General features: G+C 49.5%; 14 protein-coding genes. 8 read left to right on the top strand and 6 right to left on the bottom strand.

Going from position 1 to position 12,510, the window contains the following annotated elements; translation table 11 throughout:
- Positions 1 to 74: 74 nt before the first annotated feature.
- Positions 75 to 1,295, top strand: coding sequence for an MFS transporter (locus tag QEP07_RS06215; protein WP_285009097.1), 1,221 nt, complete (start codon positions 75 to 77; stop codon positions 1,293 to 1,295).
- Here the strand turns inward: QEP07_RS06215 and QEP07_RS06210 are convergent.
- Both QEP07_RS06210 and pyrE read right to left on the bottom strand, forming a co-directional pair.
- On the bottom strand, positions 1,267 to 1,680 hold the full coding sequence (locus tag QEP07_RS06210; protein ID WP_285009096.1) for an SRPBCC family protein: 414 nt from the start codon (positions 1,678 to 1,680) through the stop codon (positions 1,267 to 1,269). The two genes, QEP07_RS06215 and QEP07_RS06210, sit on opposite strands and share 29 nt — an antisense overlap.
- Before the next feature lie 8 nt (positions 1,681 to 1,688).
- Entirely contained in the window at positions 1,689 to 2,351 is a 663-nt protein-coding gene (pyrE, locus tag QEP07_RS06205) for an orotate phosphoribosyltransferase (RefSeq protein WP_285009095.1), read from the bottom strand.
- 55 nt (positions 2,352 to 2,406) lie between these two features.
- Here pyrE and QEP07_RS06200 point away from each other — a divergent pair, with 55 nt between their 5' ends.
- The gene (locus QEP07_RS06200; RefSeq protein WP_256004381.1) at positions 2,407 to 2,964 is read left to right on the top strand and encodes an NUDIX hydrolase; all 558 of its coding nucleotides are present in this window, start codon (positions 2,407 to 2,409) and stop codon (positions 2,962 to 2,964) included.
- Between the two features lie 17 nt (positions 2,965 to 2,981).
- Here the strand turns inward: QEP07_RS06200 and coaD are convergent, their stop codons facing one another.
- Genes coaD through QEP07_RS06185 form a run of 3 tightly spaced genes read right to left on the bottom strand, consistent with a single transcriptional unit; the run spans position 2,982 to position 4,800 of the window.
- Complete coding sequence (gene coaD / locus QEP07_RS06195) at positions 2,982 to 3,443, bottom strand: pantetheine-phosphate adenylyltransferase (protein ID WP_256004382.1); 462 nt, start codon at positions 3,441 to 3,443, stop codon at positions 2,982 to 2,984.
- On the bottom strand, positions 3,440 to 3,979 hold the full coding sequence (locus tag QEP07_RS06190; protein ID WP_285009094.1) for an RsmD family RNA methyltransferase: 540 nt from the start codon (positions 3,977 to 3,979) through the stop codon (positions 3,440 to 3,442). Before QEP07_RS06190 ends, coaD begins: the two co-directional genes overlap by 4 nt.
- Positions 3,967 to 4,800 (bottom strand): DUF3822 family protein, encoded by an 834-nt coding sequence (locus QEP07_RS06185; protein WP_285009093.1) that lies wholly within the window; start codon positions 4,798 to 4,800, stop codon positions 3,967 to 3,969. The genes QEP07_RS06190 and QEP07_RS06185 overlap by 13 nt, the downstream gene beginning before the upstream one ends.
- A 49-nt stretch (positions 4,801 to 4,849) precedes the next feature.
- Here QEP07_RS06185 and QEP07_RS06180 point away from each other — a divergent pair, with 49 nt between their 5' ends.
- Entirely contained in the window at positions 4,850 to 6,298 is a 1,449-nt protein-coding gene (locus tag QEP07_RS06180) for an ATP-dependent DNA helicase (protein WP_285009092.1), read from the top strand.
- 20 nt (positions 6,299 to 6,318) lie between these two features.
- A complete protein-coding gene (locus QEP07_RS06175; protein ID WP_256004386.1) occupies positions 6,319 to 7,005 on the top strand; it encodes an MCP four helix bundle domain-containing protein in 687 nt (228 codons plus the stop codon).
- On the opposite strand, the gene QEP07_RS06170 is transcribed toward QEP07_RS06175, so the two are convergent.
- Positions 7,002 to 8,321, bottom strand: coding sequence for a sensor histidine kinase (locus QEP07_RS06170; RefSeq protein ID WP_285009091.1), 1,320 nt, complete (start codon positions 8,319 to 8,321; stop codon positions 7,002 to 7,004). The two genes, QEP07_RS06175 and QEP07_RS06170, sit on opposite strands and share 4 nt — an antisense overlap.
- 99 nt (positions 8,322 to 8,420) lie before the next feature.
- Here QEP07_RS06170 and QEP07_RS06165 point away from each other — a divergent pair, with 99 nt between their 5' ends.
- The 4 genes from QEP07_RS06165 (at position 8,421) to QEP07_RS06150 (ending at position 12,510) form a co-directional block, all read left to right on the top strand.
- A complete protein-coding gene (locus QEP07_RS06165; protein WP_256004388.1) occupies positions 8,421 to 8,813 on the top strand; it encodes a GtrA family protein in 393 nt (130 codons plus the stop codon).
- Complete coding sequence (locus tag QEP07_RS06160) at positions 8,810 to 10,501, top strand: ArnT family glycosyltransferase (protein WP_285009090.1); 1,692 nt, start codon at positions 8,810 to 8,812, stop codon at positions 10,499 to 10,501. The genes QEP07_RS06165 and QEP07_RS06160 overlap by 4 nt, the downstream gene beginning before the upstream one ends.
- A gap of 99 nt (positions 10,502 to 10,600) precedes the next feature.
- Positions 10,601 to 11,632 carry an AAA family ATPase gene (locus QEP07_RS06155; protein ID WP_256004390.1) on the top strand — a complete coding sequence of 344 codons (1,032 nt, stop codon included), beginning with the start codon at positions 10,601 to 10,603 and terminating at the stop codon, positions 11,630 to 11,632.
- 2 nt (positions 11,633 to 11,634) lie between these two features.
- On the top strand, positions 11,635 to 12,510 hold the full coding sequence (locus QEP07_RS06150) for a DUF58 domain-containing protein (RefSeq protein WP_285009089.1): 876 nt from the start codon (positions 11,635 to 11,637) through the stop codon (positions 12,508 to 12,510).

Here is a 12,510-nt window from a genome sequence, read left to right as displayed (position 1 = left end):
CATGAAGCACAGCTGGCCGGGTGGCCGCTGTGCTTTTTTATTTAGCTATATTTGCAGGCCCGAAGATATACCCAATGAAAGAACTTGTGAAATTGTACCTGGACGCCTATCGTGGGTTGTCTGCCGCTTCCTGGATGCTGACACTCGTCATGCTGATCAACAGGACGGGCGCGATGGTGGTGCCATTTCTGGGTTTATACATGGTAAACCATCTCCGTTTCAATTTACGCGATGCGGGTATTGTATTGAGTTGCTTTGGTTTGGGTGCGGTTACGGGGAATTTTTTTGGTGGCTGGCTTACCGACAAGGCGGGTCATTTCCGTGTTCAACTGATCAGCCTGTGCCTCACTGTTCCGATGTTCATCGTGCTGCCTCAGCTGGAGACCGTGCTGTCTCTTGCTTTGGGAATTTTTACGCTAAGTCTGTTTTCCGAGACTTTCCGGCCTGCCAACTCGGTGGCTGTGGCTTATTACGCGCGACCGGAAAATGTGGTGCGCTCCTTTTCGCTCAACAGGATGGCGATGAACCTGGGTTTTTCTATTGGTCCGGCGCTGGGCGGTTTCCTTGCGGCTATTTCGTACAGCTTTCTGTTTTATGGCAATGCAATTGCGGCTTTCAGTTCTGCCTTGCTGTTCTTCGTTTATTTCAGAAACCTGAAGGGTAGCGCTTCTTCAAAAAAGCGAGAAGCAGAGGAGGCCAAAGGTGATTTGATGCCGGACAGGTCGCCTTACCGCGATGTTCCTTACCTGTTGTTCAGTCTCCTGTGCTGCGTGTTTGCCGTCTGCTTTTTACAACTGCTCAATACATTGCCCTTATACTATCGCGAGGTGTATAGCCTTTCCGAAAAGGAGATCGGGATCATTCTGGCCTTTAGCGGGGTGGTGGTGTTTTCTTTGGAAATGCTAATGGTGCACATTGCCGAGCGCAGGTTCAGCGCCAGGACAGTTATTGTTGCCGGAACCGTGCTCTGTGCCCTGTCTTTCCTTATCCTTAACCTGGTGAAGGGCGTGCCTGTGCTTTATTTCTCCATGTTTGTGCTTTGTATCGCTGAGATTTTGGCAATGCCTTTTATGGCTACGGTGACCTTAAAACGGTCGTCCGTAAAAAAGCGTGGAGCTTATATGGCGCTCAACGCATTATCGTTTTCGCTGGGTCATATAGGCTCACCGCTTATCGGTACTGGTATCGCTGCCGCGTATGGCTTTGAAGTCCTGTGGTGGGGTACTTCCATTACGCTGTTGCTGGCGGCGGCGGGTTTCTTCTTTGTTATGAGGCAGATGGAGCGTCGAGGGTAGCTTTCAGCTGGCTTGTTTGGTGATCGGTAAGCTTTTGCAGCGGACCTGAAGCCAGCATTTTCATCATCATGTTCAGATCGGCCGCAATGGTTAACTTGGCCAGCGTTCCGCCATTGCCATTTTCGGTAACTGTCCATTTCAGTTCCACGTCAAAGGGAGGTTTCTCCGTAGGCAGCGCGATCAGTTCCTTGTTTTCTATGCGGCTGGTGATGCGGATGGCAAGCTTCGCCATGTTTTGGATGGTAAAACTAGCCTCGTCTTTCGTAGATGACCAATTGTAAATATTCTCCGGCATCAGCTGTTTGTGGTTATTCATGTCGGACAGGAACGCGTAAACCGTGCTAACCGGCTTGTTGATGTCGGTGGTACTTTCTATAATGGTCATAGGCTTTATTAACTTAATTGTTGTTCTTCTTCTTTGCCCCAGGTTGCGGGGTTACGACGCCATTTGGTCAGCAGGTCCACTTCATTGGTACCAATGAAGCTATGTTCTGCGGCGTATTCAATCAGTGCATTGTAATTCGACAAGGTAGCGTAGCGGCATTTCGCTTCTTTGAAGTTCTCATCAGCCTGGTCAAAGCCGTAGGTAAAGATGGCAACCAGTCCGGCTACCGATAGTCCGGCGTTTCGCAGTGCTTCAACCGCCTGCAGACTGCTCTTTCCGGTAGAGATGAGGTCTTCAATAACCACAACACGCTGTCCTTCAATGATCTCTCCTTCAATTAAGCTGCCGGTACCATGTTCTTTGGCTTTAGCCCTTACATAGGCAAAAGGCAATCCCAGTTCCTGGGCTACCAGTGCGCCCTGAGGGATTCCCGCTGTGGCTACACCCGCAATCAGATCTACTGAACCGAACTCTTCCTGTATAAGCTGGCTAAGTTTCTGCCTGATGTATGTTCTTACAGAGGGGTGAGAAAGCGTGATCCTGTTGTCACAATAAATTGGCGATTTCCAACCCGATGCCCAGGTAAATGGATTATTAGGTTGTAACTTTATTGCTTTAATTTGTAATAAAAATTCAGCTACCTTTAATTCAATATCACTTTTATTATACATGGTCCAAAATTACAGAATTTATATCAACGATAATACTCTGTTTATAACAGATTTGATGCCAGCGCATTCGGCGAAAATACAACAACTTGACATACAGGATTTTGATTTCCCAACATTCTATAAAAATGTAAACAAGCTCTCTGGGGCCGAATATGTTTTGCTGAGCCCTGATCCTAAAGCCGTGTTTAAAAAGATCAGAAAAGGCATGGAACTGATTAAGGCGGCGGGCGGACTGGTCAGGAACGGCAACGATGATTATCTGTTTATTTTCCGCCACAAGAAGTGGGATTTGCCTAAGGGTAAGACCGAAAAAGGGGAAAAAATGAAGCATGCTGCGGTACGTGAAGTGGAGGAGGAGTGCGGCGTAACCATAGCCAGCAACGACGGTAAGATCTGTAAGACCTATCATGTGTATTCGTTGCACGGCAAGCCGGTGCTGAAAAAGACAAACTGGTACGCCATGACAGTTAAGGGCGAACCGGAGCTTACCCCTCAGCTGGAAGAAGACATCACCAAAGCGGTATGGCTCGACAGGCTTGAACTGAAGCCGGTGCTGAAGAACACGTATCCTTCTATAAAGCAGGTTCTGGACGAAGCTGGATTGCTGGTATAAGCCGCTTGTAACGGTGCTTAGAGGAAAGGTAAGGCCTCTGGCGGGAGGAACATGCTTACGTCGCCATTGTTACGCAGGATATCACGGACGATCGTTGAGCTTACCGAGGAATATTCCGGTTTGCTTAACAGCAGGATGGTCTCCACCTCGGGCATCATGGTTTGATTGATGTGCGCAATGGCTTTTTCATACTCGAAATCGGCCACCGAGCGGATGCCCCTGACCATGTACTGCGCTTTAATCTTCCGGCAGAAATCGACGGTGAGCCCCTCATAAAGCTGTACCTCTACACCCGGATATGCGGAAAAAACGCTGTCCACAATGTCTTTTCTTGTTGCGGCAGGTAGAAAGCCCTGTTTTGAACTGTTGAGGCCTATGCCGATCACGATCTTGTCGAACAAAGGCAAAGCCCGCTTTAGGATGTCGACATGCGCGATGGTGATCGGATCGAAGGAGCCAGGGAAAAGTGCAGTTTTCATATCTCTGAGGTAAAGAAGCTGAAGGATGAGTTGCCGTATTTCCGTGTTTCACTGTAGCCGGGTTTACCTGCCAGCTTCAGGAAAGAGGGATGTTCTACAATTAAGGTCCCGTTTTCGGCCAGCAGGCCTCGCTGTAACACCAGTTCAGGAATGTCAGGGATGCTGGGAAGGTCGTATGGCGGATCGGCAAAAATGATCTGATAGCTGTCGCTATGGTTTTGGATAAACTTAAACACATCTGCCTTCTCCACGCTGATTTGTTGAAGTTCGTGCTGAGTTGCGACCGACTTTACCCAGTTCACACAGCCCGGGTGTTTATCGACCGCCCTGACATATGCCGCACCCCTGGATGCGAATTCTATGCTGATATTGCCGGTGCCGCAAAACAGATCGAGCACTTTGCATGCTTCAAAATCGTAGTCGTTGTACAGGATGTTGAAAAGCGCTTCTTTAGCCATATCGGTCGTTGGCCTTACCGGCAGGTTGCCCGGGGCATTGAAACGCAGTCCCTTTAATTTACCACCTATGATTCGCATAACCGGAGCGCCAGCAGGCTGGTATAATAATGTAAAGGCATGTCCAGCAGTAGCTCCAGGTCGAGCTCGCCATGCTCGGCCGCTTGGAATGTGATCGTGTCAAAGTATTTTCTTAAGCACTGATGGTTAGCGTCGTCGTCGTTGATGATACCGCTAAGGTAAACCGTGGCATTGGTGCCGACCGCCAGCTGCTGCCGGAGCAACAGCAGATAGTAATTGAACTCTTCGCTGTTCGCAATTTCAAAACCGCCCTGGAAGATGAGTTGGCCGCCCTTAACAAAGCTGGCGTAAAAGGACCCGGCAGTAAAATCGAGCATTATAAACTGCTCATCGCGCTGTTTTTGCACCAGGGCCAGCAGCGGACTCAAATGGTCGTACGCCATGCTGCCACCAGGAATACGGTCTAGTACACGTTCAGCCAGTGGAGGTAAGGCATACACGGTGGTAAAGCCAAATGCCGAGGCGGGCCGGGTGTAAAGTCTCCTGCCAGGCTGTTCCGGAAAGAACTTCGTAAAGGCCTCTGCCTCATGCTGGCTATACAGCTCATCGGGCACGGAGATGGTATTTGGGGTATGAACGGAGACACGGGTTTCTTTGAAGGCCAGTTTAAGTTTTTCGTCTTTTTCCAGCAAATCTGCCAGCCTGAGGTCCGTTTCCTGACACTCCTGCTCATCATACAGCGCTATAAGTTTGCCAGCCTCTTCGTCAACAATAGCATAAGATAGACTGTCGGCCGTCAGCCTGATGAGCAGACTGCAGTTTTCAGGATGGTGCTCATCGAAACCTGGATCAAGTAATAATATGCTATTTTTGCTGTTCATGTAGACAAAACTAATCGTTTTTTCTATAAGATTACCATCCAAACACTAAATGGACAAAGCCAGTATCATTGCTCAGGCATACGAATTCAAGCCTACTGACCAGCAAATGGAGTTTTGCCGGGCAATGGCCGCGTTCCTCTCGCGTCCTCTAGACCGGCAGTGCTTCGTTTTGCGCGGCTATGCCGGAACGGGCAAGACCACTTCGGTGGCCGCGCTGGTGAAGGTGCTGCGACAGTTTGCCCTCAGGCCGGTGCTGCTGGCCCCGACTGGTCGCGCCGCCAAGGTCATGGGCACATATACGAGTCGCACCGCACTTACCATACATAAAAAGATATACCGGAAGCGCTCGGCGGTGTCGCCAGAGATGACCTTCCAACTGGCGCCCAACCTGGCCGAACATACGGTATTTATTGTGGATGAGGCTTCCATGATAGCCGACGACTGGAACGCACACACGGGATCTTCGCTGCTGAAGGACCTAATGGAGTTTGTGTACAACGGGAAAAACTGCGGGGTGATTATGGTGGGCGATACGGCGCAGCTGCCCCCGGTAGGCAGCGTCGACAGTCCGGCTTTGAACCCCGATCACCTGGCCCACGGCTTTGGTCTGCAGGCCCACATGGTAGAGCTGAGGGAGGTGGTGCGACAGGGAAAGCGTTCGGGCATACTGGCCAATGCGACAAAGCTGCGCAAGATGATTATCAAAGACAGCGATACGGAAAGCGGTGGGGCGGCTACTCCGCTTCCGAAGTTCGTGACCAAAGGCTATAAGGATGTATTCCGCATGACTGGTCTGAAGCTGGTGGAGGGACTGGAATATGCCTACAGCAAGTTCGGACTGGAAAATACGCTGATCGTTTGCCGTTCGAATAAGTCGGCCAACACCTATAACCAGCAGATCAGGGCCCGGCTGCTTTACCGTGAGGAGGAGCTGACAGGCGGGGATCAGATCATGGTGGTCAAAAACAATTACTTCTGGCTGCCCGACAATGAATCGGCCGCCTTTATTGCCAATGGTGACATGGCCAGGGTGATCCGTGTGCGCGGGGCTGAGGAGCGCTATGGTTTACGCTTTTGTGAGGTGATGCTCGAATTCCCGGATTTCCCCGCTGCGGGAAGCATAACCTGTAAGGTGATATTGGATACCCTTACGGCAGAGACCCCCAATTTGTCGCGCGACCAAAGCAACAGGCTGTTTGAGGAACTGAATGAGGATTACGGGCATATCGCCGACAAGCGCCTGCGTTTTAAGGCGATAAAAGAAGATCCGTATTACAACGCGCTCCAGATTAAGTTTTCTTATGCCGTGACGTGTCACAAGGCGCAGGGCGGTCAGTGGGAGGCCGTGTTCGTAGATCAGGGCTATCTGACGGATGATATGGTCGATACCGAATTCCTTCGCTGGCTTTATACTGCCGTTACCCGTGCTAAAAGCGAATTATTTTTCGTAAATTTTGCCTCGCACCTGTTCACGTCGGTAGAAGAGGAGTCGTATTGAGTTAAGTAAAACGGAACAACATGAATTTTGCTTTTTCTATAAATAAGAAAATACGGGTGGCTACGCTGTTATTTGCCGTAATGGCTTGTACCATTCTGATCAGGATACTGGAAGACAAGAGTGTCAGGAGTATGAACGAGGCGTTCGTGTCTATGTATTCCGACAGACTTATCCCGGCCGCCGATCTGTTCTATCTGGCGGAAAACGCCAATGCGAAGAAATCCCTGTTTGAGGCGGCGTTATATAATAAAGTTAATGCGCTCGACAAGGCGGGATTTAAGAAGGAACTTGCGCGTTATAATATGATTATCGACTCGCTGATCAGAAAGTATGAGAAAACATACCTGGTGAAGCAGGAAAAAAGTTTGTTGCAGGAGTTGCGGCAGCAGATTTATGCCAACCGCCAGGTGGAAAACAATATGCTTACGCTGGTTAACCGGGCCGATTTTGCGGGTGCACGACATATTTATGAACACGTGGGCCGGCCGTCGGCCGATCTCACCTTCAATCGTTTATCGGCCTTAATGGGTATACAGAAAGCGGTGGGTCTGGAGCTGATGCATGATTCGGAATTCATTGTATCGGGCACCAAGGTGTATTCGGTTTTGCAGATCGCGCTGGCGATTGTCATCGGTATCCTGATCGTCGGCATCATCTTTACGTCAAACGTGGTGAAGATCAGCAATGAGAAGTACCGGCTGAACTAGCCTGCCGGGGCCAGGTTTAGGCTTATAATGAATTTGCTTCCCTCGTTTTCCCTGCTCTCGACAGTTATTTTGCCGCCGTGCTGTTCTATGATTGACCGCGAAATATGCAAGCCCAGTCCGATAGATTTCTCCCCTTTCAGTCCGGTGCGCCCTGACTTGGAAAACTGGTCGAACAGGTTATCATGGAGATGTTCCGGGATGCCGATGCCGAAGTCCTGAACACATATCGTGCAGGTGTTGACTGAAGCTTCCAGTTTAACGTGAATAGGACTGTTCAGCGGTGAGAACTTCAACCCGTTCCCGATAAGGTTGTCTATTACCCTCGCAAACTTGGATTGGTTGATCTGAGCAAACACCCTTTTGCTGGCGGTATGCAGCCGGATTTCATTACGGCCGTCGGTATTGGTCTGCCAGGCCATGCACAGGTTGGTTAAGAACGGCACCAGGTCTACCTGCTCAAGTTCCAGGGGCTTCTTTACCTTCTGTGCTACCTCCACCAGGTCGTTAATGATATTTTTGGCATGCACCGCGGAGTTAAAGATCATTTGTGCCGGTGTGCGTCCGCCCTCTTTCTGCTCATTGATGAGTATGCTGCTGAGCGCCTCGATGTTATTGATCGGTGCGCGGAGATCGTGCGCCACAAAGGCCAGGATTTCCCCTTTCTGGTGACTTAAGTTTTGTATTTCCTTGTTCTTTTCCCGGAGTTGCCGGAGTTGTATATAGTGTACCGACTTAAAGTAGTAGCCATAGCGGCTGCATACGAAGAACACGGAGGCCAGGATAATGCCTGCGATGACGGTCATGAATGCCTCCTGCACATCATGCGGGGGGCTGGCGACAATGAATAGCAGCACGATGTAAAGCGTAAGAAAAATGCTTTGCCGCAGACTGAGCGCAAAAAAGACACTGGTAAGTACGATGCCGATCAGGAAGACGGTTAAGGTGTTTTTAACGCTGTGCAGGGACACAATATAACTTACACTGAAACTTGTGCTCAGAAGAAATAGGCAATATAACGAAGTAAAAAAATCTCTTTTCATCGGTGTCCATGTGCTGCGCTTCAGGGCTTGTCCGCATATAACCGCAAAGATTGCCGACCCGCAGATCTGCACCCAGTTGCTCAGGCTATACTCATGGAAATTCGGCATGCTGCTCAGTTCTTCCAGGTAGAAAAACGATGCGATCCGCGCAGATCCTGCCACGCATATCAGGAACAGGCACAGATTTCTGATCTGTCGCACGTTGCGATACCCGTAGGCCTTCCGGAAGCTGTCATAATAGGGAGATGGCGTCTGGTAATGGAAGAGATTGAACAATGTTGGTTTTTAGGGTAAAAATAGTAAAATGCCGTTAAGTTTCCTGTTATTTATATTAGTTTTGTTGAAAGTAAATCACCATGCCTGTCATTTTCTGTTGTGGAATTTAACCAGACTTTCTTCTTCAAGTTCTTCAAGTTCGGAATCGTAGGGTTTTCTGGGCTGATCGTGGATTTTGGGGTGACTTACCTGCTTAAAGAAAAACTCCGGGTCCAGAAGTATGTTTCCTCTTCCTTTGGGTTTTTGGTGGCCACAGGCACCAATTACCTGCTGAACCGATCCTGGACTTTTCATAATCAGGACCCGGCGTACATTGCCCAGTTCGGAAAGTTTTTCCTGATTTCGCTGGTCGGACTGGCACTCGGGAATATCCTGATCTACCTGCTTCACGATCGTCTGAAATGGAACTTTTATATGGCTAAGGGCTGTGCGGTTGTTGCGGTTTCGTTCTGGAACTTCTTTGCAAACTATCTTTATACTTTTACCGGATGATCAAAACTAACCGGCTGCTGTTTGTTTTTCTGGCGATATGGACGGTGGTTAACCTCCTGCAGGCCGCTTTTGTGGAACTGCATGCAGATGAGGCCTATTATTGGATGTACTCCAGGTTTTTGGACTGGGGTTATTTTGACCATCCGCCGATGGTGGCCGTGTTCATTAAAGCAGGTGATGCGCTGATACATTCGGAACTGGGGCTGCGATTGCTCACGGTGATCAGCAGCACGTTCTCTGTATATCTGCTTTGGCTGATCCTGAAGCAGTATGGCAGCAATGCTAGGCTGTTCGTCTGCCTTTTTGCTTCTGTGGTGCTTTTCCACGTCTATGGATTTATTACGACACCCGATTCACCGCTCTTTTTCTTTACGATCCTGTTCTTTTATGTATACCAGCGTTATCTTGAGCGCGACAGCTGGAGGCTGGCCTTGTTACTGGCTCTTATTGTAGCAGCGATGCTTTACAGCAAATATCATGGGATCCTGGTCTTGTTTTTCACCATAGTGGCCAATTACCGGATATTACGGAGACCTTCGTTCTGGGGAATCGTGCTGGTGGCCCTGCTTTGTTACCTACCCCATATTCTTTGGCAGATGGAGCATGGTTATCCGTCCTTTTACTATCATGTTATAGACCGCTCTGCGGATGTATACCGCTTCAGTTTTACTTCTGAATATCTGCTTGCGCAGCTTGCACTGGCTGGTCCGCTGGTTGGCTGGTTTATTTACGCGGCGGCGGTGCGACTGAAAAGTACGGATGATTTTACCAGGGCACTGCAGTTTAACTGCTACGGCTTATTCCTGTTTTTCCTGGTCAGCACCCTCAAAGGGCGGGTTGAGGCGCACTGGACGCTTCCGGCTTTACTTTGTCTGTTTCTGCTGGCATATATACAGCTGGCGGGGCGACAGCTTCCGGCCTGGTTTGAGAAGTTGGCCGTAGCAAATATTGTGCTGATCGGACTGGTCAGGCTTGCGCTGGTCGTTCCAGTAGAGGGCTTTATGAAGTTTAAACCCCTGGCCTATTATTTCGGGAATGCCAGCTGGGCCAGGGAAGTTCATGCCCATGCGGGGAGAAAGCCAGTGATATTCTTTGACTCTTTTCAGATACCTTCCTGGTATAATTATTATACCCGCAGTACGAATGCCATAGCCTATAATTCCAGGAACTACCGCAGGAACCAGTACGATCTCTGGCCTATGGAGGAAGATCTGCAGAACCGTCGGGCTTACGTTGTGACACCATACAGCAGGGGCGAAAGCACTGAAGATACCATTCAGACAAGCAAGGGCGTGTATTATGGCTCGGTGGTCGACAGTATCCGGTCGTACCAAAAACTGAGCATTAAGCCGGAAAGTATGGAGGGTGACTGGAAAGCGGGTGCCGATAAGGTGGTCGACCTGCTGGTCTCCAACCCTTATCCTTACCCTGTTTCATTAAGTAACGACGGACAGAAATGGAAGTGTTACCTGGAATACGGCTTTAAAAAGGATGGCGTAATGGGTGATTTTCAACAGGTGCTGGGTCACGCAGATGCCCTTGATATAGCTCCGGGAGCCACGGAGCGGCTTGTTGTTGTACTTAAAGCGCCGGCAAGCCCGGGTAAGTATAAACTGGTCTTTTCGCTGCGAACGGAACCTTTCAACGGCCCGAGGAACAGCAGCATGATTTCGGTGGACGTCCGCTAGTCGAGGAAGTTTAACAAATTTTAACATTCGTGGACCGGATTCGGTTTGCGAAAAAAAAGCACATTTTCTAATTTTCGCCACCAAAATTAAAGGCACAACATGGAAGAAGTTATCAATACAACACCAGCGGATCAGACATACGGAACAGACATCCGCATGCTTAATGAGATGATCCGCAAGGAAAGCGAATTCATTGATCTGCTCTTAATGGAAATGGACAAGGTAATTGTTGGCCAGCGCTATATGGTGGAACGCTTGCTGATTGGCCTGCTGGCCAACGGGCATATCTTGCTGGAAGGCGTCCCCGGTTTGGCCAAGACACTGGCGATCAACACGCTGGCTAAGACTATAGACGCCGGGTTCAGCCGGGTGCAATTTACGCCCGACCTGCTCCCTGCAGACGTGCTGGGTACGATGATCTATAATCAGAAGAAGGAGGAGTTCATTGTGCGCAAAGGACCGCTGTTCTCGAATTTCGTGCTGGCAGATGAGATCAACCGCGCGCCTGCCAAGGTGCAGAGTGCTTTGCTGGAGGCTATGCAGGAGAGACAGGTAACCATCGGCGATGAGACGTATCGCCTGCCCGAGCCTTTCCTGGTGCTGGCTACACAAAACCCGGTGGAGCAGGAGGGAACTTATCCGCTTCCTGAGGCGCAGGTAGACCGCTTTATGCTCAAGGTGGTGATAGACTACCCGAAAAAGGAGGATGAAAAACGCATTATGCGCGCCAATATAGCGCCTCAGGGTATGCCGGTGCCTAATAAGGTGGTGCACCCGGACGAAATCCTGCGTGCAAGAAAAGTCGTGAAGGATGTGTATATGGACGAGAAGATCGAACAATACATCATAGATATTGTGTTCGCTACACGTTTCCCTGAGCAATATAAACTTACGGAATATAAAAACCTGATCAGTTTTGGTGCATCGCCCCGCGCTTCGATCAATCTGGCCATGGCCGCCAAAGCTTATGCTTTTATTAAAAGGCGTGGATATGTGATCCCGGAAGACGTACGTGCAGTGTGTCATGACGTGTTACGCCACCGTATCGGGCTGACCTACGAGGCGGAGGCCGAGGATATGACGACAGAGAAGATCATCACCGGAATACTGAATGCGATAGAAGTTCCATAAGCATGGATACCAAAGAGCTTTTAAAGAAGGTCAGGAAAATAGAGATAAAAACGCGCGGACTAAGCAATCAGATTTTTTCTGGTGAATACCATTCCGCGTTTAAAGGTCGCGGTATGGCCTTCAACGAAGTGAGGGAATACCAGAGCGGCGACGAGATCAGGACGATAGACTGGAACGTGACCGCACGTTTTAACCATCCGTACGTTAAGGTGTTTAACGAAGAGCGGGAAATGACCGTGATGCTGCTGGTAGACGTGAGCGGTTCTAACAACTTCGGGACCCAGAACCAGCAGAAGCAGGAGCTGGCAACAGAACTTTGCGCCGTGCTTGCTTTTTCAGCGATCCAGAACAACGATAAAGTGGGTGTGCTGTTTTTTAGTGACCGTGTCGAGAAGTTTATCCCACCTAAGAAAGGCCGTACGCATATCCTGATGATCATTCGTGAGCTGATCAATTTTAAGCCGGAGGCGAAGGGAACGGACCTGGCTATGGCCCTGCGGTATTTTACCGGGGCGATAAAAAAGCGCAGTACTGCGTTCCTTATCTCTGATTTTATGAGTGCTTCTTTTGAGAATGAACTTAAGATCGCCAATAAGAAACACGATCTGGTAGCGTTGAGGTTGTTCGACCTCCATGAGGAGAATTTTCCGGACCTGGGACTGATTCCGATGCAGGATGAGGAGACGGGTGAGGTAGCCTGGGTGAATACCTCTGATAAAAAAGTGAGACAAGCCTTTAAGGCCGCTGCACTGGAACGTAATGGTCGCCTCGAAAATGTTTTTAAGCGTTCGGGGGTTGATTTTGCCAGGATCGGCACGCATGAGTCCTATGTGAAGCCGCTGATGGCGTTGTTTAAAAAACGCGGGGCTAAGAGGTAG

The sequence above is a fragment of the Pedobacter faecalis genome (assembly GCF_030182585.1).
Classification (GTDB): domain Bacteria; phylum Bacteroidota; class Bacteroidia; order Sphingobacteriales; family Sphingobacteriaceae; genus Pedobacter; species Pedobacter faecalis.
This window is presented reverse-complemented; position numbering and strand designations above follow the sequence as displayed.